Genomic DNA, 23,302 nt, shown 5'->3' on the forward strand with positions numbered 1-23,302 from the left:
ATCGGCCCGTTCCCCAACGCGCCGATAGTCGCGAGCATCGGCACAGGAACTCTCCGCGCGTCAACACAACCGCGACGCGTCGAGCGCTGTCGAAATTTGCGGCATGAAAAATAACGCCGAAAAATTTGCGCATTGCATGCCGGGCAAAGGTCAAGCGAAAACCCCATCTCCGTCTGTTCGAACGAGCGGCTATAAAATCAATCGACTAGGCTATTTTTTGCTGACGAATTATGAAAACTTTCTACAGTTTATTGAAAAAAAACAACAAGGTTACATCGCTTAGCCGCTACGTTTTTTTACCATGTCAACCCGGGCGGTTTAGTTTGGGCACGTGTTACAATCGCCGCATTTTTTCAATTCCGAGCGCTTGAGTGAAGATTAAACCGCTACTGCCACTGCTAATGTTGAGTTTAACGGCCGGCAAATTGACATACGCCGGCGGCTTCGTGGTCGATGACATTCAAGTTAAGGGCTTACAAAGAATTTCCGCAGGTACCGTTTTCAACTATCTGCCGGTCAGCGTGGGCGAACTGCTCACGGAGGCGAAGCAAAGCGCCGCGATTAGAGCCTTGTTCAACACCGGATTTTTCAAAGACATCACCTTGGAGCGCGACGGCAACACCCTGGTCGTCAACGTGGCCGAGCGCCCGTCGGTCGCCAAAGTGGTCATCGAGGGCAATAAAGACATCAAGAAGGAAGATCTGGAAGAAGCCTTGAAAAAAATCGGTCTGGCCGAGGGCAAGGTATACAACAAGCAGGTACTGGATAAAGTCGAACAGGAACTGCGCCGCCAGTATTTCAGCCACGGCAAATACGGCCTGAAAATCAAAACAGAGGTAACCGAGCTCACCCGCAACCGGGTAGGCATACACATCGACATTTCCGAAGGCCGGGTTGCGAAAATCAAGCAGATCAATATCGTCGGCAGCCGCGCCTTCGCCAACGAAGAACTGCGCAAGGATTTCGAGCTCAGCACCACCAACTTCCTGTCGTTTTATTCCAAAGACGACCAATATTCCAAGCAAAAGCTTTCGGCGGACTTGGAAAAACTGCGCTCTTATTATCTCGACCGGGGTTATATCAATTTTTCCATCGAGTCCACCCAAGTGGACATTACCGCCGATAAAAAGGAAATCTACATCACCATCAACGTCAAGGAAGGCGAGGTCTACAGCCTGGAAAAAGTCAAACTGTCCGGCGAACTGGTGGTCGAGCCGGAAGAATTGATCAAGTTGGTTAAAGTCGGCCCCGGAGAAATCTTCTCGCGCAAAAACGCCACCGAAACCTCCAAGGCGATTTCCGACCGACTGGGCGACGAAGGCTATACCTTTGCCAACGTCAACATGGTGCCGGAAATCAACGAAGCCAATAAAACCGTGGTGATGACCTTTTTCGTGGACCCCGGCAAACGGGTTTACGTGCACCGCATTAATTTCAAAGGCAATACCAAAACCCGCGACGAAGTTATTCGCCGGGAAATGCGGCAAATGGAAGCCAGCTGGGCTTCCAGCAGCAAAATCGAGCGCTCCAAAACTCGTCTGGACCGTCTGGGCTACTTCGAGGAAGTCGGGGTGGAAACGCCGCCGGTGGTGGGTGCCGCCGATCAAATCGACGTCAATTACTCGGTAAAGGAAAAAGCCTCCGGTAACCTGCAGGCCGGCGTCGGTTATTCGCAAGTACAAGGGGTTATTTTCAATGCCAACGTCTCCCAGGACAACATCTTCGGTACCGGCAAAAAAGTCGATTTCGCCTTCAACAACAGCCGGATATTGACGCGCTACAACCTGGGTTATCGGGACCCTTACTATACATTGGACGGCGTCAGCTTGGGCTACGACCTGGGCTATACCTCGCGTAACGGCTATCAAGCCAACATTTCCCGTTACAACACCGACATCGCCAATGCCGGTATGAACTTCGGCATACCGCTGAACGAATTCGACAGTTTAGGGTTCGATATCGATTTAAAACACACCAATCTGTCCGAATCCCTTTATTCCCCGCAGGAAGTCACGGATTTCATTGCCGATAAGGGCGACAGCTTCTTGACGTTGTCCGGCGGCATCGGTTGGTCGCACGATACCCTGGACAAAGCCGTATTCGCCACCCGCGGCGGCCAGCAGCGGATTTCGGCCCTAGCTACCGTACCCGGCAGCGATTTGGAATATTTCAAACTCGGTTACAAGCAACAGTATTATTTCCCGCTGTCCAGCGACTTCACTTTTCGTTTGCTAGGCGAAGTCGCCTACGGCGACGGCTACGGCAGCACCGACGAACTGCCGTTCTTCGAAAACTATTTTGGCGGCGGCCCCGGCTCGGTTCGCGGTTTCAGGCAAAACACCTTGGGCCCCAAAGACACCCCGCGCGTAGATAAAAACGGCAATGCCATCAATGGCCAAATTCCCCGACCTTTAGGGGGCTCAAGCAAGCTTTTGGGATCGGCGGAACTGTTTTTCCCGGTACCCTTTCTCAGCGACGTCAAATCGGTGCGGCTGGGCACTTTTTTCGACGCCGGCACGGTCAGCAAAGGCTGGCAGGTCGACAACTTGCGTTTATCAGCCGGATTATCCGGCCAGTGGCTATCGCCCTTCGGCGCAATTTCGGTCAGCGTGGCCCAGCCTTTCAACTCCAGCAGCACGGACAATGTACAAAACTTCCAGTTTACCTTCGGTTCAGGATTTTAGTTTAGGTCGCCCGGTTTTTACCTTATAATTCGCTACCGCTTTTTGATCTAACCCCAACAAACCCGGAGATGGTTGTACTCATGAAAAATAGAATTTGGTTGTTTCTAATGCTGATGTTAACGGCGGGTATTGCGCAGGCCGAGCTGAAAATCGGCTTTGTCAACGTTGCCAAAGTATTGGAAAAAGCCCCGCAAGCGGCGAAAGCTAAATCCCGTCTGGAAACCGAATTTTCGCCCAGGGATAAAGCACTGGTATCTCAGCAAAAGGAAATTAAAAGCATGGAAGAAAAATTGACCCGCGATGCGGAAGTCATCGGTGACGAGGAGCGCCGCCGCCTGGAAAAAGACATCATCGACAAAAAACGCGACGCCGCTAGAGCGCAACAAGAGTTCAGCGAAGACTTCAACATGCGCCGCAACGAAGAATTGGGCAATCTGCAAAAACGCATCGTCGAAGCGGTTAGAGCCTTGGCCAAGGAAGAATCTTTCGATTTACTGTTGACCGACGGCGTGATTTATGCCGACGATGCAATTGACGTCACCAGCCGCGTTCAACAAAAGTTGGAAACCTTGTCGCAATAACCCTTAGCAGCTTTTCCAACCCATTGCTACACTCGGGAGCAACGCCTAGAACCGTTGCTCCGCCCATTATCCTCGCTATTTAGCTGCACATGACCGCTTCCCTCGACATTCAAAAAATTCAGGAATACCTGCCGCACCGCTATCCGTTTCTGTTGGTCGACAAAGTAAGCGAATACCAAGCCGGCGCGCGCTTGGTCGGCATTAAAAACGTCACATTTAACGAACCTTTTTTTCAAGGGCACTTCCCGGGCTTACCCATTTTTCCGGGCGTTTTGATCATGGAAGCGTTGGCGCAAGCGACGGCGTTGTTAACGGCGGTCAGCGACGATAAATTAGGCCCCGGCACCGTTTATTACTTGGCCGGCATTGATAACGCCCGCTTCAAGCGCAAGGTCGTGCCCGGCGATCAGCTAACCCTGATAATCGACTACCTGAAACACAAGCGCAACATTTGGACCTTCGAATGCCGGGCCGAGGTGGCCGGGGAATTGGCTGCCAGCGCCCAAATTACCTGCGCGGCGGCGGCAGGCTGATGATCGATCCGCGCGCCATCGTTCATCCCAAAGCCGAATTGGCGGAAGGCGTCAAAATCGGCCCGTACTCCATTATCGGCGCCGACGTACAAATAGACGCAGGCACCGAGGTTGGCCCGCACGTCGTGATCAACGGTCCCACCTCGATCGGCAAAGACAACAGGGTTTATCAATTCGCCTCCATCGGCGAAGACCCGCAAGACAAAAAATACGCCCACGAAATCACCCGCTTGCAAATAGGCGACCGCAACGTCATCCGCGAATTTTGCACCATGCACCGCGGTACCCAACAAGACCACGCCGTCACCCAAATCGGCGACGATAATTTATTCATGGCCTACACCCACGTTGCGCACGATTGCATGATAGGCGATCAAGTCATCATGGCTAACGGTGCCTCCATCGCCGGCCACGTGCACGTCGGCGATCACGCCATACTGGGCGGCTTTACCCTGGTACATCAATTCACTCAGATCGGCGAATACAGTTTTTCCGCCATGGGCAGCGCCATCACTCAAGACGTACCGCCCTACGTCATGGTCGGCGGCCGCCCCACCCGCCCGCACGGCATTAATTCGGTCGGCATGGAGCGCAACGGTAAATCGCCGGAAGTGATCAGGCAAATTCGCCAAGCATATAAAATTCTTTACAAAAACAACTTGCGCCTGGAAGACGCCATCGAAGAAATGGAAGACATGGCTGGCGAAAGCAATGAACTTTCCAATATGGTCAGTTTTTTGCGCAATGTCACGCGCGGCATCCTTAGATAACGAAGCGCCGCTCGTCGCCGGCTTGGACGAAGTCGGCCGGGGTTGCATCGTCGGTCCGGTGATAGCCGCGGCCGTCATCCTGGACCCGGGCAAACCGATTGCCGGCTTGACCGATTCTAAAAAACTCAGCGAGCGCAAGCGCCTGATATTAGCCGAGCAAATCAAGCAATCTGCGCTGAGTTGGGCGATAGGCCGTGCCGAAGCCAGCGAAATCGACACCATCAACATCCTGCAAGCCAGTCTGCTCGCCATGTGCCGGGCTTATAAGCAACTAGGCGTCAAACCCGATCTCACCCAAGTGGACGGCAATAAATTACCGGCTATCGATTGCCCGGCACAAGCCATCGTCGGCGGCGATGCCTTGATTCCGGCCATCTCTGCCGCATCGATATTGGCAAAAGTAGCGCGCGACCAAGAAATGACCACCTTGGATCGCATGTTTCCCGGCTATGCGTTCAGCGTGCACAAAGGCTATCCGACGCCATCTCATCTCGGCAAACTCGCGGACCTGGGTTTAACCCCGCAACACCGGCGCAGCTATGCGCCGGTCAAAAAATTTTCGGATTAACACATGGATCCCCGTTTCGTTCATTTGCGCATCCACAGCGAATTCTCGTTGGTAGACGGAATCGTCCGCATCAAGCCGCTGATCAAAAAACTCACCGGCTTTCAAATGCCGGCAGCGGCCGTCACCGAACAATGCAACCTGTTCTCGCTGGTTAAATTTTATAAGGCCGCGCAAGCTGCCGGCATCAAGGCTATCGCCGGCGCGGACGTTTTGCTCTACAACCCGGAAGAACCGGCCAAACCCTATCGTTTGACGCTGTTGGCCCGCAACCAGCCCGGCTACGTCACGCTGACCGAATTGGTGTCCCAAGGCTATCAACAAGGCCAGCACCAAGGCATACCGATGCTGCAAAAGGCATGGTTGGCGGCCAATCATCAAGGCTTGATCGCCCTTTCCGGAGCAATGCAAGGCGACGTAGGCAGCGCGTTGTTGGCGGAAAACCGCACGCTGGCCAAAACCTGCGCCCAGTACTGGGCCAACTTGTTTCCCGATTGTTTTTATCTGGAAGTGCAACGGGTCGGCAAAGCCGACGAAGAACGCTATATCAAACTAGCGGTCGAACTGGCGATGGAACTGGATCTACCGGTCGTTGCCACCAACGATGTGCGCTTTTTGGACAAACACGATTTCGATGCCCACGAAGTGCGGGTTTGCATACACCAGGGCCGGGTTCTGGACGACGCCCGCCGCCCGCGCGATTACACCGAGCAGCAATATTTGCGCAGCCAGGAGGAAATGGTAGAACTGTTCTCGGATCTGCCGGAAGCCCTGCAAAACAGCGTGGAGATCGCTAAACGCTGCACGGTGGAATTGCGCCTGGGGGAAAATTTCTTGCCGGACTTCGAGGTACCGGAAGGGCTGACGCTGGCCGACTATTTTAAGCAAGCCTCGCGCGCCGGCCTGGAAGAACGGCTACAGCAACACCCTCCCGTCGGTAAAGGCAGTTTCGAAGAAAATCGCCGAACTTACGACGAGCGCCTGGAAATCGAGCTGAACGTGATCGTGCAAATGGGCTTTCCCGGCTACTTCATGATCGTGGCCGACTTCATCCAGTGGGCGAAAAACAACAACATTCCGGTCGGACCGGGCCGCGGTTCCGGCGCCGGCTCATTAGTGGCCTACGCGCTCAAGATCACCGACCTGGACCCTATCGAATTCGACTTGTTGTTCGAGCGCTTCTTGAATCCGGAGCGGGTTTCCATGCCCGACTTCGACATCGACTTTTGCATGGAACGGCGCGACGAAGTCATAGACTATGTCGCTCGCCATTACGGCCGCGACCACGTCTCGCAAATCATCACTTACGGCTCCATGGCCGCCAAAGCGGTAATACGCGACGTAGGCCGGGTGATGGGCTTTGCCTACGGCTTCGTGGATCGCTTGGCCAAGCTGATTCCGTTCGAAATCGGCATGACGCTGGAAAAAGCCTTGCAGGAAAGCGCCGAGCTTAAAGCCCAGTACGACACCGAGGAAGAAGTCAAACAACTGATAGATATGGCCCGCGCCTTGGAGGGCATTTCCCGCAACGCCGGCAAACATGCCGGCGGCGTGGTTATTTCCCCGAGCAAGCTGACCGATTTTTCGCCCTTGTACTGCGAACAAGGCGGCGGCAACCTAGTCACTCAATTCGACAAAGACGACGTCGAAGCGGTCGGCTTGGTCAAATTCGACTTTCTGGGTTTAAGAACGTTAACCATCATCGACTGGGCGTTGCAAACCATCAACCGCCAGCGCGCCGCCAAGGGTGAAGCGCCGCTGGACATCGCGCAAATCCCCCGCGACGACGCAGCCAGTTACGAACTCTTGAAAAAGGCTCAGACCACCGCGGTATTCCAGCTCGAATCGAGCGGCATGAAAGCCTTGATCAAGAAGCTCAAGCCCGACTGTTTCGACGACATCATCGCCTTGGTGGCGCTATTTCGCCCAGGCCCTTTAGAATCCGGCATGGTGGACGACTACATCAACGTCAAACACGGAGCCAAAGCCGAATACGCCCATCCTTTGCTGGAACCCATTTTAAAACCGACTAACGGCGTCATTTTGTATCAGGAACAAGTGATGCAAATTGCCCGCGACATGGCCGGCTATACGCTGGGCGGTGCCGACATGTTGCGCCGGGCCATGGGTAAGAAAAAGCCGGAAGAAATGGCCAAACAGCGGGCGATTTTCACCGAAGGCGCGGTCAAAAACCAAATCGACGAAAGCATCGCCAGCTATATCTTCGATTTGATGGAGAAATTCGCCGGCTACGGTTTCAACAAATCGCACTCGGCAGCCTATGCCTTGGTCGCCTATCAGACCGCCTGGTTGAAAGCGCATTACCCGGCCGCCTTCATGGCTGCGGTGATGTCCTCGGACATGGACAATACCGACAAAGTGGTGGTTTTGATCGAAGAATGCCGGGAAATGAAATTAAAGATTTGTCCGCCCGATTTAAATGTTTCCGACTACCGTTTCACGGTCAACGACCAAGGCCACATCGTTTACGGCATAGGCGCCATCAAAGGTGTAGGCGAAAATGCCATCGAAGAATTACTGAAGGAACGCAACGCGAATGGGCCGTTTTCCGGCCTATACGATTTATGCAAGCGGGTGGATTTACGCAAGGTCAATCGCCGGGTATTGGAAGCTTTAATCCGCGCCGGTGCGCTGGACACGCTGGATGCCAACCGCGCCGCCCACATGGCGGAACTGACCACTGCGTTGCGAGTAGCCGAACAACACGGCAAGATGGCGCTGGCCGGGCAAAACGATTTATTCGGCTTAGCGGCGGATATAGACGACAGCGACAATGAAATCGACGCCTATTCCACAGTAGTCGAAGCTTGGAGCGAAAAAGAAAAGCTGGAAGCGGAAAAACAAACGCTTGGCTTGTTTTTATCCGGCCATCCGATCAACGAATATTTGCCGGAATTGAAAAATTTCACCCACGGCACCTTAGGCAGCTTGGAAGTCGATGCCGGCAAAGTGCGCGGCAAAATGGAAGCCCGCGTGGCCGGCCTGGTCGTTGAAATTCGCACCCGCCAAACCAAGCAAGGCCGTATGATGGGGTTCGCCACCCTGGACGACCGTACCGGTCGCCTGGAAGTGGCCGCCTTCAGCAACGTATTCGAGCAATATCGCCATTTGCTGACTAAAGATAGCATTTTGATCGCGGAAGGTTCGCTGGCGGTAGACGATTTCAGCAACACCTTGAGAATGACTGCGGAAAAGTTGTACAGCATAGGCGAAGCCAGAGAAGCTTTCGCCCGCGCACTGGTCGTTCAATGGGACAGCCGTACCAGTGCACCCGGTTTTCTGGAACAATTCAAGCAAACCTTACAAGCCTACCGCGGCGGGCAATGCCCGGTCGTTTTGGACTATCGGACCCATGGTGCCAAGGCCAACCTGCAATTAGGCGAGGATTGGCGGGTTAGACCCAGCGACGACTTACTGGAAAAACTGCGCCGACTCTTGCCTCATTCGGCGGTGTGGCTCAAATATCGAAATTAAATCCCCTTCGCCACCAAGAGCTTAGTAACAGCCATAGAAGGGCGGCTTTGCAGAAATCGCCTAAAAGCTCAGCTAAACCTGATCCGCCGAGTATATCGACTTAGTATTAAGCCGATGAATGCTGCGCAGCCAACACCTTGGCAACGGCTTGGATGATGAGTTGTGCGGTTTTCGCGCCGGCGTCGATGTGCCCCACGCTACGTTCGCCTAAAAACGACGCCCTACCTTTGGTTGCAGGCATATCGCGGGTAGCTTCGACGCCGTCTGCCGCCACTTGGCAAAGGTGATCCAGAATAGCGTCGACGGATTTACCGGCAGAGACGTCTTGCCGCAACGCCGCCGCAACCGGCACCCATACGTCTAGCATGGTTTTCTCGCCGACATCGGCTTTTCCGCGTTGCTTGACCGCTTCTATTGCCTGTACAAAAGCGTCGGCAAAGTGGTTTAAATCGCAGTTTGAAGCCTGGCTGTGCTTGTGCAAATGGATGAACAAGGTGGCGTACAAAGAACCGGACGCTCCGCCGATAGCGGCCATGACTATCGTGCCGATTTTCTGCCATGCCGAGGGCCAATCCAATTCGGCGATTTCCTTGCGGTGTTCTTGTAAGGCCTGGATGCCGCGTTGCAGATTGAACACGTGATCGCCGTCGCCGATCGCTTGGTCCAAGGCCGTCACTTCCTCGGCGTTTTGTTGGATAACAAGCGCGACCGTATCGATCAAATCGGGAAACAATGCAGGGCTGATAGACATAAAAACTCCGGTGATTGGTAAAACAGCAGGCATGATACCGAGTTAGGACTAAATCTGGTGTACCACCTAACGATCATGAAGACCTGGCAATCGCCCCGGCAAATGAAAAGGAGTTTGGAGCGGCGCATAGTCGCGATGACGGCCTTACGAATCGCAGCTATGTGCGCCCCCCCCACCATGACTTGCATAGTAACTTGAAGAAAGGCAGAGCCACTACTCTGAAATGAGATTAAGTAAACCGAATGACAGTAACATGAGAGACACCATCAATAAAGATAAAACACTTTTTGAGACTTAAGTTGGGGGGTTCATATGCCATTGTTGGAATTGAAAGAACTAAATTCAAGATATAACTATTTTGATCCTATGCAGGCTATTGCTGCCGGAGCAAATTTTAAATCCATTTTTTTAGGTGCGGAACCTTTTCCCCATATCGTCATAGATAACTTTTTAGACATTGAGATACTTCGCCAAGTGGTCCGAGAATTTCCAATACGGCGCCCAGCTGAATTACTCGAAAGCAAATATCAGCATTTGAAAGATACATTTCAACCATCGGACATAGAATCTGCGCTGATTCGTAATCTGCTTACAGAACTAACTCAAGGCGCCATATTATCTTTTCTTACTGCTGCTACCGGAATTGAGCATCTGATTCCGGACCCTTACTTTGTTGGGGCAGGACTGCACGAAACGCGAGCAGGTGGTTGCCTCGCAATCCACGCAGACTTTAACCTCTCTAAGCCTATGCGTATTCAGCGACGATTGAACTTAATCGTATATCTGAATGAAAATTGGCGTGAGGATTGGGGCGGTCATTTGGAATTATGGGACCGCAAGGCAAAATGCTGCGTCAAACGTATCGCGCCAATAATGAATCGAGCCGTAATATTCCAGACTGATTTAGATAACTTTCATGGTCATCCCCAGCCGTTGGCCTGTCCAGAGAACCGTTCTCGGCGATCAATTGCGATGTACTACTTTATTGCTCCCGAAAAAGGGATTGTCTCGCTTCCTAGGCGCGCGGCGGATTTTCGCCGCACATATAACGAGAATACTTGGCCGCTATGTTCGCGCGATTGGAAACGCTGGATGACAAGCTTCGCTGTAGACATAACGCCACCCATTGTCTATAGAGCATTGCGTCATTTGGCTAAACAATTGGATGAATCCAAGGAAGGGTAGTGTGGGCGAGGCTTGTGACAATGCTCCGGCTGAAACCACCAGTGGTTTATATAAGCCGAATGATTGATAGGTAGCCCTGGAAAAATCAGGAGGCCATCAAGGTTTGCTAAGGCTGCAGAAATCAAAACAAATGCCACCCTGATACTTCAACCATCGTCAACCCATTTTTATAACTAGAACCTATAGGTGCTGATACGTATTGTCTATTCAACTTGTTAGTTGATAAAAAGAAATTCTTGCTGATGGCTGAGCGGCCCTCTTCAACCCACTCGACGATCCGAATTTCCGCTCTGCAATAGAGAAAAAGTCGCAAGAAATTTAACATTGGCACTGGTTTCAATACGCTTGAAAATCTCTCCGATACGCCAACGGCTACAGTAAAGCGCAGCGAAGTCGGCGGGGAATAACAATAACAAAGACACCATAACAGGAGTTTTTTTGCCGGATTCCGCAAATTTGACCGAGCGCACCTAGGAGATTTAGGGAAACACAAGGTCATTTTCAGACCTTACAGATACAAGGCAAACGCGACTAAGTAGCGTTCGGCAAATCAAATTGTTTTATTGAAATATCCTTTTCCATAAATAATGGCTAAGGATATTTCAATAAGTAGTTAACAAGCCAGTGAAATTATTGGGGTTAGAAAAATTAATTATTGGCAAACGATAAATGAATTCTAAAAATGCGATAAGAAGTCCCTTCTACAAAGTGTTGCATATCGGCCCATTACCGCCACCCGTTGGCGGAATGGCGACTGTGATCGAAAGCTTGACCCAGGTTTTGCAGAGTTTCATTGACATTCGTATTTTAAACAACGTCAAGACAACTCCAATTAATCGTAGTCTTATGCAAGGTATAGCAGCGCAATTAAGCTTGCTAGCGCGCCTAGTCACTCTTGGCTGGACCTGGAAGCCGCAAATCGTACATATACATACTTGTTCGTGGTTTACTTTTTGGCGCTCTTCACTAGATGTGTTAATTGCACGTTTGCTAAGAAAACGAGTATTACTTCATATTCATGGCGGTGAATTTAAACTTTTTCTCGAGTCCCTATCTCCTTTAAAAGCGTCTATAGCGCGGCTTATTTTTTTTCTATGCTCTAGGGTAATAGTGCTCGGTCATTCTTGGAAATTATTATTGTCTGACTGGTGCGACCCAACTAAATTAGAAATCGTGCAAAATGGAACATCAATTGAAGCAAAGCAAAAATTACCGAACGACGATGTCTTTATGATTGTATGTTTTGCAAATTATGACAAAAGAAAGGGACAAGCGGATTTATTAAAAGCGGTATCGACACTCAAGGCTCAAGATAATCGCCGGATTTTAGTTGCGTTATTAGGAACGGAAACAGAAGTTGGGCAACGTCAGACCTTATTGACCTTAGCACAAGTACTCGGTTTGGCCGATAACGTGTTCATCCCCGGACCGGTTACAGGGAAAGATAAAGATGCATGGTGGATGAAGGCAAATTGTTTTTGTATACCCTCGTACAACGAATGCATGCCTATGTCCATACTCGAAGCTATGGCAAAAGGCATACCCGTAGTCGCAACTCGTGTCGGAAGCATACCCGAGATGGTTGAGGACCAAGTGGAAGCGTTTCTTTATGAGGCGGGCGATGTTTCTTCGTTGTCTTCCTGTCTGCAACGGTTGTTAGATTACCCTGAAGTTGCCGAACGACTTGGTTGCGCAGGTAGAGACCGGCAAATCAGAGACTTTAATATTGAACAAACTGCAAATCGGTTGCTATCCATATATACATCCATTGAAATGTCAGATATATGACATAAACATCTGAAAATTTTAATAATTTAATAAGTATAAAATATTACTGATAGATTGTTTCACAAATCCCATACCCTAATTCAGGGGGGCATATACTTATTTTATAAAATATCAATCGGTTAATTAACACCTGAATCCGTGACTTTAAAACCCAAAACCACTACAACTCATTGAAATAAAATACGAAAACTGGTTTTTAAGATTTCACCTAAGCCGGTTTTAAAATAACCTACATTCAATGATTTATAGATGAAATCACGGATTCGGGCAACAACCATTAATAATTTTAAAGACCGATCTATCGGCGATATTTTTGCTTGATGGCTTGATTGGAATCACCTCTTAACAGTATTACCTGCTTACTAAGCTTACAGGATGGTCTATAGGTGGACGCACCTAAATCTTATATTATTAGTTAGTGATAATGTAGCCTTCAAATTTTTCGAATGAAAATGAGGCAACATATGATGAATATCCGTGCGAACGATCTTGTTTTTGGGGATGATAATCGCGTAATCATAATTAACGGAGCGAAAGATTTTGTGCGACTGACCGAACCGGACAATCCAGTGCAAATATACTTTCTTGGAACGCTGTTAGGAGACGATCCCAAGAAGCTTCAAGCACAAAGTAACTACGGCGCTCTGTTTGGCCGTTTTGTCACGCTTATCCATGATACGCATAACCAAAGCTTGAACGTCATCCCAGACCGCTTCGGCTCAATACCTTTCTATTATCACGTTTCAGCCAAAAACATCGTGTTCTCTCGCCGACTCTCCAGTTTTACGGAGCGTGATTTGACGAATAAAGTGAATGAATCGGCTCTAAGCGATATTCTTGCTTACAACGTACCTCTTGGAGACAAAACCTTACACGCGGGAGTCCGCACTCTGTTGGGCGGTTCTTGCCTGCAGATAGTCCTCGATTCATTGTCATTGCGAAAGCAAACGATCTGGGAACCTGCGATGCAATTACATGATGCAAACATTCCGTTGCTTGAGGTTCAAGATCAGTTGACGAATTTGCTGCTGGAAGGTTACGAAATAGCAACCGCAGGTTATGCCTAGGCGTCACACTCTCCGGCGGCGTGGATTCTCGGCTATTACTAGCGGCAGGATTACATCTTGGCAAGGACATGGAGACTTATACCACCGGTATCATAGGAAGTCGCAGCCTGACCTATGCGAAGCAAATGGCTGAATTATGCGGCGTGGCTAATTTCGCTTATCCGCTTGGTGCCGAATTCCTCGCATCCTATGGCAATATCGTTCAGGAGAATATCGATCTCACCCAAGGAATGTCCTTCAGCTCTGAGGCGGAAGCCAGCTGGCTGTGCAACCACGTACCTTCCGATAGAGTGATGGTACACGGTGCCTTTGCCGAGCTCTACAAAATTGGTTACATGCACAACTATTATTTCCAAGCCAAACTGAGCAGTCTCGATCAGCATGGGTTGGCACAAGCCCTATGGCAACGCTTCGACAGCCGCTACAACAATCGTAAACGAATCTTTGCTGAGCAGCTGAGGGACAGGCTGGGTGAACAAGCGCGTATAAACCTTGCAAGCACATTGAATGCATACCCGGCGGATATTAAAGTATCCGGCTGGCTACAGCAGCTTTATATTAACGAATTCTTGAGCAAAGTATCCAGTTGCTCCGCCAATATCTGGAATGAGCACGTACCGACATTCTTCCCGTTCAGTTATCCTCCTTTTGTCGATTTACTTCTATCAGTTCGACCTAAGGATAAGGTCGGCTTGCGCTTCCCCGGCTATTTTTTGCAGCGGATTAACGGCAAGCTCGCTAACTTTCCGGATGCCAATACGGGAGCGCAAATAGGTGCTTCAAAAGTGTTGGTAGAACTAATCCACATCCGCGACGGGGTGTCCCGCCGCCTATTCGGAAATACAGCGCGCTACGACCATATGGATCTCGTCACTTGGTTGCAACGCATGACGCCACCGGTAACGAACAGGATTGCCGATCTGCTGGATGACGATATTTATGATCAACAAGAAGTCCGCACTTTGGGCAGCACGATATCCAACCAAGGAGAAGCTGATTCATTGTTGCTTCTTATGATGTTCGGCATGTGGTTAAAGGGGCAGCGCTCCGGCGCGGCTTCAATGGTAGCTGCCAGATCCGAAGGAAATTTGGGCCTGGAGGAGGTGGTAGAACCCATAACCACATTAGCCCAGCTTACCGGCGTACAGGCTTGAACAAATCTGTTGCTTGGGATTTGCAAGCAACACATCGCTGATTTAATCGCTCAACTAACCGCTAGTTCATTATTCTTTAACAGCTTAGGGACTTAGGGGGAGTTGTCTTAAAAAAGAAGCAGGGTTATATCAGAACCACCGACGAGTTTTCGCACATCGCTACGAAAACTCGTCGGGGAGCGATCGCTATCTAAAACCCGTAACGGGACGCCGACGCCGTACAGAGGCAGCTAGCGTGCCTAAGATCAACAATGCCAACACGCCCGGTTCGGGAACAGGAAAGATAACGCTGTTGTTAGCGCCTTTGACATCGTTACCTACTCCCCAGAGGAAATTTAGCGAAGTATTCGCGTCCTGCAACGCAGTAAAATGCAGCGTCGCCAATGTCATTGAACCTGCGGCTGGCGCTTGTAGAGCGAACAAATCGCTATCGGATAATAGCGAGACCGCAGCGATGTCCGCAAGTCCACCGCTATTGTCGAGAAACGCGGATTCCAAAACCTCGAAAGATAACGCGTCTCCCAGCCATGTGCCGAAGTCAACGCCGATAGCCTGCAAAACGCTGGCATCGAACACAATATCCAAATCATAAGCCGATACAATTTCGCCCGACAGGCCGGAAATCATGACATCTATGTCAAGTGCGTCACCAGTGCTTACGGAATAGGGTGACGAGGGATTCAAGTCGAGCGCAACCTCAGCCTCGGCAGTCAGCCATGTAAGGCTTAGGCATAACGACAGGATGACAGCAGAATAAATGTTTTTCATAACACACCTAAATAAATACGGTTAAAGGAAAGCTCAGATCTATAACGGAGCGCATTTGCTCAATGTGCATTGCAATACACACTGCCGGCTGTCGTTCACGGTAATCAGACCGTCGCCATCAGCATCGCGCGGATCGTCGGTTCCGCTGGGTATTCTGGTTCCGCGCGCTGCAAAGATGGCGGAAATATCGTTGCGATCTACATCGCCGTCACCGTCGACATCGCACACCGTTGTCCCGCCTACCGTCGTTATTTCGGTGCGCGTAGTAGGCGGCGTTTGATCGCTGTCAATCGTCGCACTGTTAAGTAGTGTCGAACCGGCCCCGGCGGTTACTTCCACCACCAGATTGCGGCAAACTTGTGCGGCTCCGCCTGCGACAGTGCCTTCCAGCCACGTCACTTTGTCTACGCCGTTAAAACTGCCCGTCCCGGATGCCGATACAAAGCTGGTTCCTGCAGGCAGGGTATCGACAATGTTGACATTGTTGACTGGATTTGGATTGCTGGCATTGTTGTAGCACAGGGTATAAGCCAGATCGTTTCCGGTCGCAACGGGATCCGGACTATCGGTTTTGGAGAAATTTAACGGGTTGAAGGAAATGTCTTCGCGCGGTATGGCGATACCGGTGGGATCGCCCAAATCGCCAATATCGTTCTTCAATACGGTTAGGGCGGAGCTAAATACAATTACAGTGTCGGTACCGCCAAAACCTTGATTTCCCGTAGTTGTGTAGACATTCCCGGTATTTTCGTCCACCGCAACACCAATGACATTATCCCCGGAAGCCGCGCCCGGAAGTGTATAGGCACTGAGGGTGTTGGTACTGAGGTCATATTTCACGAGTTTGCCGCGGCTACCGTACGGCCCATAGGCATTTCCCGTGTACAAAATATTGCGTACAGAATCGATGGCGACACCCATTGCCGTCTGACCTTCCGCAGCCAAATCGACAGTTCCGGCTACCGCAATCGGCGTCGTTGCAAAGCTGTTGGTATCGTAATAGCGCACGGTGGTACTATCCCGATCACCGATGTATAAACGGCCGCGGCTTTCGTCCAACGCAATGCCGTTGGCCCTCGATACGCCCGTCAATGTTTTAAAAGCACCGCCGTCTAATGTGAGTGTGTTGGTAGCCGAGTTCCAGGAATACACATATAAATGATTGGTTTCCCGGTCGACGGTATAGACCTTGTTTTTACCCTGATCGACTACGATGCCGGCTAAATTTGAGGCACCTGGCGCAGAAGTAAAACCTAAATCGGCAAAGTTGGTCGCGTCTATAAGTTGAATGACGTTGCTGACTTCGTAGGTAACGAATAGCTTCGCATGGGTGGTATCGATGCCCAAACCGACAGCACCGCCGGCGCGGCCTGGAATCGTGGTTTGGGATTGAAACACCAGATAATTGGTGGCTCCTTGGATATCGTAAGTTCTGATAGGAGTTGGATTTGCATTGATATTTGCAATGACATACAACGACTTGGCACTTGCGGCCCCTGTCAAAAGCAAACCTGCTGCCAGCGCAGCGATAGAGGTTGTCTTTTTCATAGTTTTCTCCCGCATCTCGAATGGATTGAATTCCCTAACGTAAAGGCAAGACCATTTAAACGGTCAAGCCAAACGCTTTCAATTCGAGGAAATACCTAACAGGCTGTTGATTTTATCTCCCCTGTAACCCGCATTGGCTGGTTGAGTCAGATGTGTTGGCAAATCATAAAGCATTGTTCTAAATGATAAAATAGTTCTATCTCCAATATATTGCACTGTCCCCATGCGCGGCGCCGACATTACTCAAGAAGACCTGTTCAGTTACCGAACCCTGGAAAGCCGGATTCCCAAAAAGCATCCGCTACGCAAGCTGCGTCAAGTGGTCGACTTGTTGCTCGCCACGCTCAACGACGAATTCGATACACTCTACGCCCGCCGCGGCCGGGACTCTATTCCGCCGGAACGCTTGCTCCGCGCCAGTCTGTTGCAAGTCTTGTTTTCGATCCGTTCGGAACGGCAGCTGGTGGAACACATTGACTTTAACCTGCTGTACCGCTGGTTCGTCGGCTTGACGATGGACGACGAGGTATGGGATCACTCGACCTTCAGCGCCAACCGCGACCGTTTGCTGAATGAGCGGATCAGCCGCTTGTTTTTCGAACGGGTACTGGCCTTGGCGGATTGGAAAAAGCTTGTCTCCGACGAGCACTTCTCCGTAGATGGCACACTGATTCAAGCCTGGGCCTCGCACAAGAGTTTCGTCAAGAAAGACGGCTCGACCCCGCCGCCGGAAGATGGCGGCCGCAATCCCACGGTCAACTTCAAGGGCGAGAAACGCAGCAACGAAACCCATGCCTCGACTACCGACCCCGATGCTCGGCTGTACAAAAAGAGCGAGGGCGACAAATCGCAGCTGGCTTTCCTCGGTCATGCCTTGATGGAAAATCGCAACGGCCTCGTCGTTGACGTCGAAGTCACCCAGGCCACCGGCACCGCAGAACGCGAGGCGGCCCATGCCATGGTCAAACGCACGATCCACAAACCGGGCGCGACCTTGGCCGCCGACAAAAATTACGATACGCAGGATTTTGTCGCCAAGTTACGCCAGCGCAAAGTCACGCCGCATGTCGCCAGCAAGGAAAAAGGTTCGGCCATCGACGGACGTACCACACGGCATGAGGGTTACCGGAAAAGCCTCAATGTCCGCAAGCGGATCGAAGAAGTCTTCGGTTGGGCCAAGACGGTCGGCCCGCTACGCCAAACCAAGTTCCGGGGGTTAAAGAAGGTCGCCGCGCAAACAATTTTTACCTTTGCCGCCTATAACCTGACTCGGATGGGCGCCATTTTCGGCTGGCGATACAGTACCGCCTAGGCGGTAGTGCGCCTGAAATCCGCCAAAAGGCGGAATTTAACGCCCTTCGGGGCGAATATAACCGGCTAAAACCGGTTTTTGAGGCCTGATCGGGCTTCCAGAGGCTCATCCAAACCAAAAAATGGTTTTGAAGCCGAAGGCATATAGGCAAATTTCAACACCCTGCTAAGTAAAAACACGTAAATGTAAGTATTGACGGGACGAGCTTCGGTTAATTTGACTTGCACAGGGCATTTGTAAAAAGGCGCTGAGATTCAAGGCGTATCAATGCAAGCCATTGGACAGATGCGATTCGATCAAGTGCAACAACTTTTCAGGATTCAATGGTTTATAGAAAACTTTACAGTTCGTAAGCGATTTGCAGAACCCTTGTCCTTTCGTTAATGCAGTATTGCCGGTAATGACTAACGCGTACACGTTTGCGCCGACTGCCGCGCGGATGCGGTTGACGGTCTCAATGCCATCCAAACCGGGCAATTGATAGTCACTAACAATAATGTTGGGCCTTAGTCCGTCTGCTATAGCAACTAGGGCAGACTCGCCGCTCTGACAGAAATAGCCGCCGATTCCGTGGGCATCGAACAGCATTTTTACCGCTTTGCAGATGGCCGGATCGTCATCGATAAACAGTACTTTCGCAGAGTAATTTTTTTTAATTGCCGGCTCTATCGGTTTATTTGTAGCCAACTGCCGTGGGGCCATGCCCAACGGCACCGTGACCGAAAACACCGAGCCTTTGCCGGGCATCGATTCTACGGCCAATGGTAGACCGAGGATGTCTGCGATATATTTGACGATCGCTAAACCCAAGCCTAAACCTTTATCACCATTTGGCTCGTTGGTGTTGATTTGGTAGTAAGGTTCGAAAATATGTAGCAATTCACCGTGGAGCATCCCTATTCCGGTATCTTCCACAGCAACGCGTGCAACGTTTTCGTCGCAGGAGCAGGAAACGGTTATCTGTCCTCGCTCGGTATACTTGATAGCGTTAGCTACAAAATTGCCGATGATGCGTTCGAGCAATGCCGGATCGGTATGTACGACACAATTGTTTTGTTGATATTCAAGATCCAAACCTTTGGCGAGCGCCAGCGGAATGGTGCTGGCAGCCATATGATCGAATAGATCGCCCAGCAAGACATCCCGCTTGCTGGGCACGATAGTGCCGTTTTCCAATCGCGAGATGTCGAGCAACGCATCCAGAATGTTTCCCATCATAGTCAGCGATTCGCGCAGGTCGTCGCAAATATGCTTACAATCCGTTGACTCCAAAAGCTTGGCCAATACAGAGAGGTACAAACCGGCCGATTGTAGCGGTTGACGCAAATCGTGGCTGGCGGCATTCAAAAACCGGCTCTTGAAGGCATTGGTTTTTTCAGCGGCAATCCGTGCCTCGTCAAGTTCCTGTGTCCGGGTTTTCACAGCGGACTCGAGATGTTTTTGACTGTCACGCAATTCGGCTTGACTGAGTTTCAGTTGGGTAATATCCGAGACAACCGTCAGTACAGTCTCTTGCTCGCCGTTTTGTTTGTGCAGTATCGATACGTATTGGTTAACCCAATGCTCGGCGCCGGATTTACATACATAGCGGGCTTCGATTTGGAAAAACGGCACTTTGCTCGCTCTCAATTGCTGTAGGTTATGCCGGTATGCCTCGATGTCGGCGGGATAGACGACTTTATCCAGCGGCATCCATTTGAGTTCTTCGCGACTGTATCCCACTAAATTGCAGTAAGCGGCGTTGCAATCCAGCAGATTTCCGCTCCGGTCTCTCACGGAGATTCCTACCAGGGCATTGTCGAAAACGCTACGAAAATGCTCCTCGCTCCGGCGCAGTCGGGTTTCGACCTGACAGCGCTTGATAAAATTGGCCGCCTGTTGTGCATAGATGTCCAGCATGTTGGTTTCGAACGCGTCCAAAACCCGCGGCGTTCTGAAATGGGTGGAGATCTCGCCGATTGGCTGACCGTCGGGGGACAGTATCGGGGTGCTTTGCACTGCCCGAAAGCCGGCTTGCCGAGCGACGTCCCGAAACGGCGCAAAAAGCGGATCCTGTTCAACGTCTACGATCATCTGCCGGTGACCGGTACGTAATGCCAGCCCGCAAACCGTCGGCTCCACCGCCGAAACCCTGTGAAAACAGTCCAGGAAATCCTGACCAAAGCCCTGCTGGGCAACGATCCTTAAATTGCCCTCGCCGCTCACCAATTGGATATTGCCCAGGTCGGTCTGCAACATGCTCATAGTCGCCGTCAGCATTTCCTGGAGTCCATCTTCCAGATTATGGGTTTGCCAAAGTCGAAAACAAGCGGCATTGAGGAGTTCCAATGCTTCTTCGTCCCGTTTCAGATCGTGAATATCGGTACAAATACCCAGCCATTCACCGGCATCGTCCGGGTCTCGATTGAGCATGACGCCGCGAATTTGCCACCAGCGGTAGTGATTTTCGCTGTTGAGCAGTCGGCATTCGACGCTAAAAGAACCTTGCTGGCGAATGGCATGCTGCCAGGTCTGCATCACACGTTGGTGTTCGCTGGGGTGAATAGGCGCAAACCATTCTCTGTTCGACTCCGGAGCAGCCGAACTGCCCAGATAAGCCTGCCATTGCGCATTGGCATATCGGATTACGCCATCGCTATCCGAAATCCACGCCATCTGCGGCATGGATTCGATCAGGCTGCGGAACAGGCTTTCACTGATCGCCAATTTCCGGTAGCTCTGTTGCAAGTCCAACTCGATCCGTTTGAGCTGAGTGATGTCGATGACGATTACCATTAGGTACATCGTATCCCCAGGTAAGGTGGAGCCGAATTTTCGCACCCAGACCGTGTGCCCGGCCTTGTTGATATAACGGTTTTCGACGACGAACGAAGCGATTTCGCCTTCTATCAGTTGCCGGACCTTGGCCAGATTGGCTTCGAAGTCGTCGGGATGAATCAAACTCTGGAACTCAAGGCGTTGCAGTTCCTGTAACGAATAGCCGGTTATCGCACAGTACGCCCTATTGCAGTACTGAAAATTCCCGGCCAAATTAGTGATGGCGATACCGATGACGGAGTTATCGAAAAATTTACGAAGATGGTCCTCGCTATTGCGCAGTTTATTTTCGACTTCCATGCGCGCCGAAATGACTTCGGAGAATAAAATCGCTCCGCCGATACTGCCATCGTTGGCATACCACGGGCACATTTCCCATTTTATCCAATCCGTCCTTCCGTCGGCGCGAACAATACTGTCTTCGTCCGCGCGCAGGATTTCGCCGGTCAGACAGCGGCGGTGGATGTCGCGCCAGCGTTCGGAGATTTCCGGAAACACCTCGTAACAACTTAAGCCAATGATGTCGCAGTCTTCCAGCCCGTAATCCATCAAAAAACGCCGGCTGACCGTCATATAGCGCATGTCGCGGTCGAACATGGCGATAGCCGATGGCGCATGTTGCATAAATAGCTTGAAGCGCTCGTCGTTGATCAACGCTTGTTCGGCCTTCTTCAAATGACTGATATCCCGGATCGAGCAGAGAATCATCGTTTTCTGATCGACTTGCACCGGACTCAGGCCGATTTCAACCGGAAATTCGCGACCGTCTTTATGCAGTGCCCACAGCGTTAGGCCGCTGCCCATCCGCCTGACCGTCGGTTCGGCCAAGTAATTTTGCCGCTTGAGCCGGTGCACGTCGCGAAAGCGTTCCGGTAACAACCTGTCGATATCCAGCGTTTGCAGTTCGGCCGGGCTGTAACCGAAAACGGTTTCAACTTCGATATTTGCGAATAGAACTTTATGATGTTCGTCGATCAATAGCGTCGCATCCGGCAACGCATCGAGAAAATTTTGGAATGGGGTTAGCTGTGAAATAGGCTGTGTCATGCGTAACACCGGCCTCCTGACGTTACCCCTTGGGGGACGAAGAAAAGCACATGCGGTTACGACTCCAGCCCGTCGCCGAAAATCAGACCGCATTCCGAAGCGAGTGTGATCAAATCCAGCAATTTTGTCGAGCCGGTCTTGTGCATCAGGCTGCTTTTGTGTTTTTCCACGGTACGGTGGCTGATATTCAAGTGCCGGGCAATTTCTTTATCGCTGGAACCTCGTGTCGCCAGCAGCATGACTTCCCGCTCGCGCTTGGTCAAATACCGTAACCGCTGTTCAGCCTGCTGTCGACGTTCGGTAGTGGTATGCATCTGCTCGCATTTTGCCAACGCCGACTGTACGGCGGTGACGAGCTTTTCCCGGGTTACCGGCTTGACTAGATAATCTTCAGCACCCAATTTTATTGCCTTGACGCTGGCCGGGATCTCTCCGTATCCGGTAAGAATGATGACCGGTAAGGCGATGTGCATTTTAACCAGCACTTCCTGTAGTTCCAAACCGCTCATTCCGGGTAAATGCATGTCCACAATCGCGCAACTATGGCATTTCGGCATGCTTGACGCCAAAAAGTCTTCCGCACTGTTGAAGGCGAGAACCGACATGCCTTCCTGTTCAAGAACTAGTGCCAAAGCTTTACGTAGTGAAGGGTCGTCATCAACAATAAATATCTTAGACAAGGTTTTAATCGTAAGCTCAGCCATCCTTAACAAAGTACCAATCGTAAAAATTGCTGTAAATAGGTGTTAACACCTATGAATATAAAACGGCATTTATAACTTACCAATTTTTCAGTCATCGGAGAATACCGGAAGTCAAGGGGGGATAACTCTATTTTATAGGTGCTCGCACTTATTTATTCTCAGGATTTTATCGACTTTAATGAATACACCTGATGCTGAACCCGATTTCTAGGGTTGTACAACATTGTTTATTCGGAACGACTTAAAAATCGATTCGCTTCCAACTCGATGGAAATCTTGCGCACCGCAGCACTGAGGAAATCCTTCTGTGCCCTTCCCTCACCTCCTGGATTGCTAGCCTAATCGCAATCGGCTCTAAAAGGTGTACAGAGTATAGGCCACTGTTACCTCTTATTTTTCCATATCGCGCCGGGATCAATTAGGTATTGTTTTACCCGCGACATATAACTCGAGAAACAAAGATGACGGAACCGTAAAAACACATCGATACATTAAAGGCATTAGCAATACTTCATTATATAGGTGAAAAGCGC

The 23,302-nt window shown here is 50.7% G+C and carries 17 protein-coding genes; 12 read left to right on the forward strand and 5 right to left on the reverse strand.

The features are described from left to right. Positions 1 to 103: 103 nt before the first annotated feature. From AB0A83_RS13835 to dnaE, 7 genes are all read left to right on the forward strand, one after another. Positions 104 to 283, forward strand: coding sequence for a hypothetical protein (locus AB0A83_RS13835; RefSeq protein ID WP_367154489.1), 180 nt, complete (start codon positions 104 to 106; stop codon positions 281 to 283). A 118-nt stretch (positions 284 to 401) separates the two neighbouring features. After that, positions 402 to 2,684, forward strand: a complete 2,283-nt coding sequence (gene bamA / locus AB0A83_RS13840) for an outer membrane protein assembly factor BamA (protein WP_150051994.1) — start codon at positions 402 to 404, stop codon at positions 2,682 to 2,684. An 80-nt stretch (positions 2,685 to 2,764) separates the two neighbouring features. Further along, the gene (locus tag AB0A83_RS13845; RefSeq protein WP_150049364.1) at positions 2,765 to 3,265 is read left to right on the forward strand and encodes an OmpH family outer membrane protein; all 501 of its coding nucleotides are present in this window, start codon (positions 2,765 to 2,767) and stop codon (positions 3,263 to 3,265) included. An 89-nt stretch (positions 3,266 to 3,354) separates the two neighbouring features. Further along, positions 3,355 to 3,798, forward strand: a complete 444-nt coding sequence (gene fabZ / locus AB0A83_RS13850) for a 3-hydroxyacyl-ACP dehydratase FabZ (protein ID WP_150049366.1) — start codon at positions 3,355 to 3,357, stop codon at positions 3,796 to 3,798. Further along, positions 3,798 to 4,568, forward strand: coding sequence for an acyl-ACP--UDP-N-acetylglucosamine O-acyltransferase (gene lpxA, locus AB0A83_RS13855; RefSeq protein ID WP_150049368.1), 771 nt, complete (start codon positions 3,798 to 3,800; stop codon positions 4,566 to 4,568). The genes fabZ and lpxA overlap by 1 nt, the downstream gene beginning before the upstream one ends. Then, positions 4,543 to 5,136, forward strand: a complete 594-nt coding sequence (rnhB, locus tag AB0A83_RS13860; protein WP_367154490.1) for a ribonuclease HII — start codon at positions 4,543 to 4,545, stop codon at positions 5,134 to 5,136. Before lpxA ends, rnhB begins: the two co-directional genes overlap by 26 nt. Positions 5,137 to 5,139: 3 nt before the next feature. Further along, positions 5,140 to 8,628, forward strand: a complete 3,489-nt coding sequence (gene dnaE / locus AB0A83_RS13865) for a DNA polymerase III subunit alpha (RefSeq protein WP_367154491.1) — start codon at positions 5,140 to 5,142, stop codon at positions 8,626 to 8,628. 106 nt (positions 8,629 to 8,734) lie between these two features. Here the strand turns inward: dnaE and dhaL are convergent, their stop codons facing one another. Beyond that, positions 8,735 to 9,379 carry a dihydroxyacetone kinase subunit DhaL gene (gene dhaL / locus AB0A83_RS13870; RefSeq protein WP_150049374.1) on the reverse strand — a complete coding sequence of 215 codons (645 nt, stop codon included), beginning with the start codon at positions 9,377 to 9,379 and terminating at the stop codon, positions 8,735 to 8,737. Between the two features lie 312 nt (positions 9,380 to 9,691). On the opposite strand from dhaL, the gene AB0A83_RS13875 reads away from it, so the two are divergent. From AB0A83_RS13875 to AB0A83_RS13890, 4 genes are all read left to right on the forward strand, one after another. Beyond that, the gene (locus AB0A83_RS13875) at positions 9,692 to 10,564 is read left to right on the forward strand and encodes a 2OG-Fe(II) oxygenase (RefSeq protein WP_150049376.1); all 873 of its coding nucleotides are present in this window, start codon (positions 9,692 to 9,694) and stop codon (positions 10,562 to 10,564) included. Positions 10,565 to 11,233: 669 nt separating this feature from the next. Then, positions 11,234 to 12,352: a glycosyltransferase family 4 protein gene (locus AB0A83_RS13880; protein WP_367154492.1), complete on the forward strand. Its 1,119-nt coding sequence runs from the start codon at positions 11,234 to 11,236 to the stop codon at positions 12,350 to 12,352. Positions 12,353 to 12,816: 464 nt separating this feature from the next. Further along, positions 12,817 to 13,419: a hypothetical protein gene (locus AB0A83_RS13885; RefSeq protein ID WP_367154493.1), complete on the forward strand. Its 603-nt coding sequence runs from the start codon at positions 12,817 to 12,819 to the stop codon at positions 13,417 to 13,419. 20 nt (positions 13,420 to 13,439) lie between these two features. Continuing rightward, the gene (locus AB0A83_RS13890; RefSeq protein ID WP_367154494.1) at positions 13,440 to 14,573 is read left to right on the forward strand and encodes a hypothetical protein; all 1,134 of its coding nucleotides are present in this window, start codon (positions 13,440 to 13,442) and stop codon (positions 14,571 to 14,573) included. Positions 14,574 to 14,759: 186 nt separating this feature from the next. Here AB0A83_RS13890 and AB0A83_RS13895 read toward each other — a convergent pair whose 3' ends face one another. Both AB0A83_RS13895 and AB0A83_RS13900 read right to left on the reverse strand, forming a co-directional pair. Beyond that, complete coding sequence (locus AB0A83_RS13895; RefSeq protein ID WP_150051996.1) at positions 14,760 to 15,341, reverse strand: cohesin domain-containing protein; 582 nt, start codon at positions 15,339 to 15,341, stop codon at positions 14,760 to 14,762. 39 nt (positions 15,342 to 15,380) lie between these two features. Further along, on the reverse strand, positions 15,381 to 16,889 hold the full coding sequence (locus AB0A83_RS13900; RefSeq protein WP_190303145.1) for a DUF11 domain-containing protein: 1,509 nt from the start codon (positions 16,887 to 16,889) through the stop codon (positions 15,381 to 15,383). 223 nt (positions 16,890 to 17,112) lie between these two features. On the opposite strand from AB0A83_RS13900, the gene AB0A83_RS13905 reads away from it, so the two are divergent. Continuing rightward, positions 17,113 to 18,201 (forward strand): IS5 family transposase, encoded by a 1,089-nt coding sequence (locus AB0A83_RS13905; RefSeq protein ID WP_367154495.1) that lies wholly within the window; start codon positions 17,113 to 17,115, stop codon positions 18,199 to 18,201. 264 nt (positions 18,202 to 18,465) lie between these two features. On the opposite strand, the gene AB0A83_RS13910 is transcribed toward AB0A83_RS13905, so the two are convergent. After that, a complete protein-coding gene (locus tag AB0A83_RS13910; RefSeq protein WP_367154496.1) occupies positions 18,466 to 22,065 on the reverse strand; it encodes a PAS domain S-box protein in 3,600 nt (1,199 codons plus the stop codon). Positions 22,066 to 22,121: 56 nt separating this feature from the next. Further along, positions 22,122 to 22,769, reverse strand: coding sequence for a response regulator (locus AB0A83_RS13915; protein WP_150049386.1), 648 nt, complete (start codon positions 22,767 to 22,769; stop codon positions 22,122 to 22,124). Between the last annotated feature and the right edge of the window lie 533 nt (positions 22,770 to 23,302).

The sequence above is a fragment of the Methylomonas sp. HYX-M1 genome (assembly GCF_040741385.1).
GTDB classification, from domain to species: domain Bacteria; phylum Pseudomonadota; class Gammaproteobacteria; order Methylococcales; family Methylomonadaceae; genus Methylomonas; species Methylomonas rhizoryzae.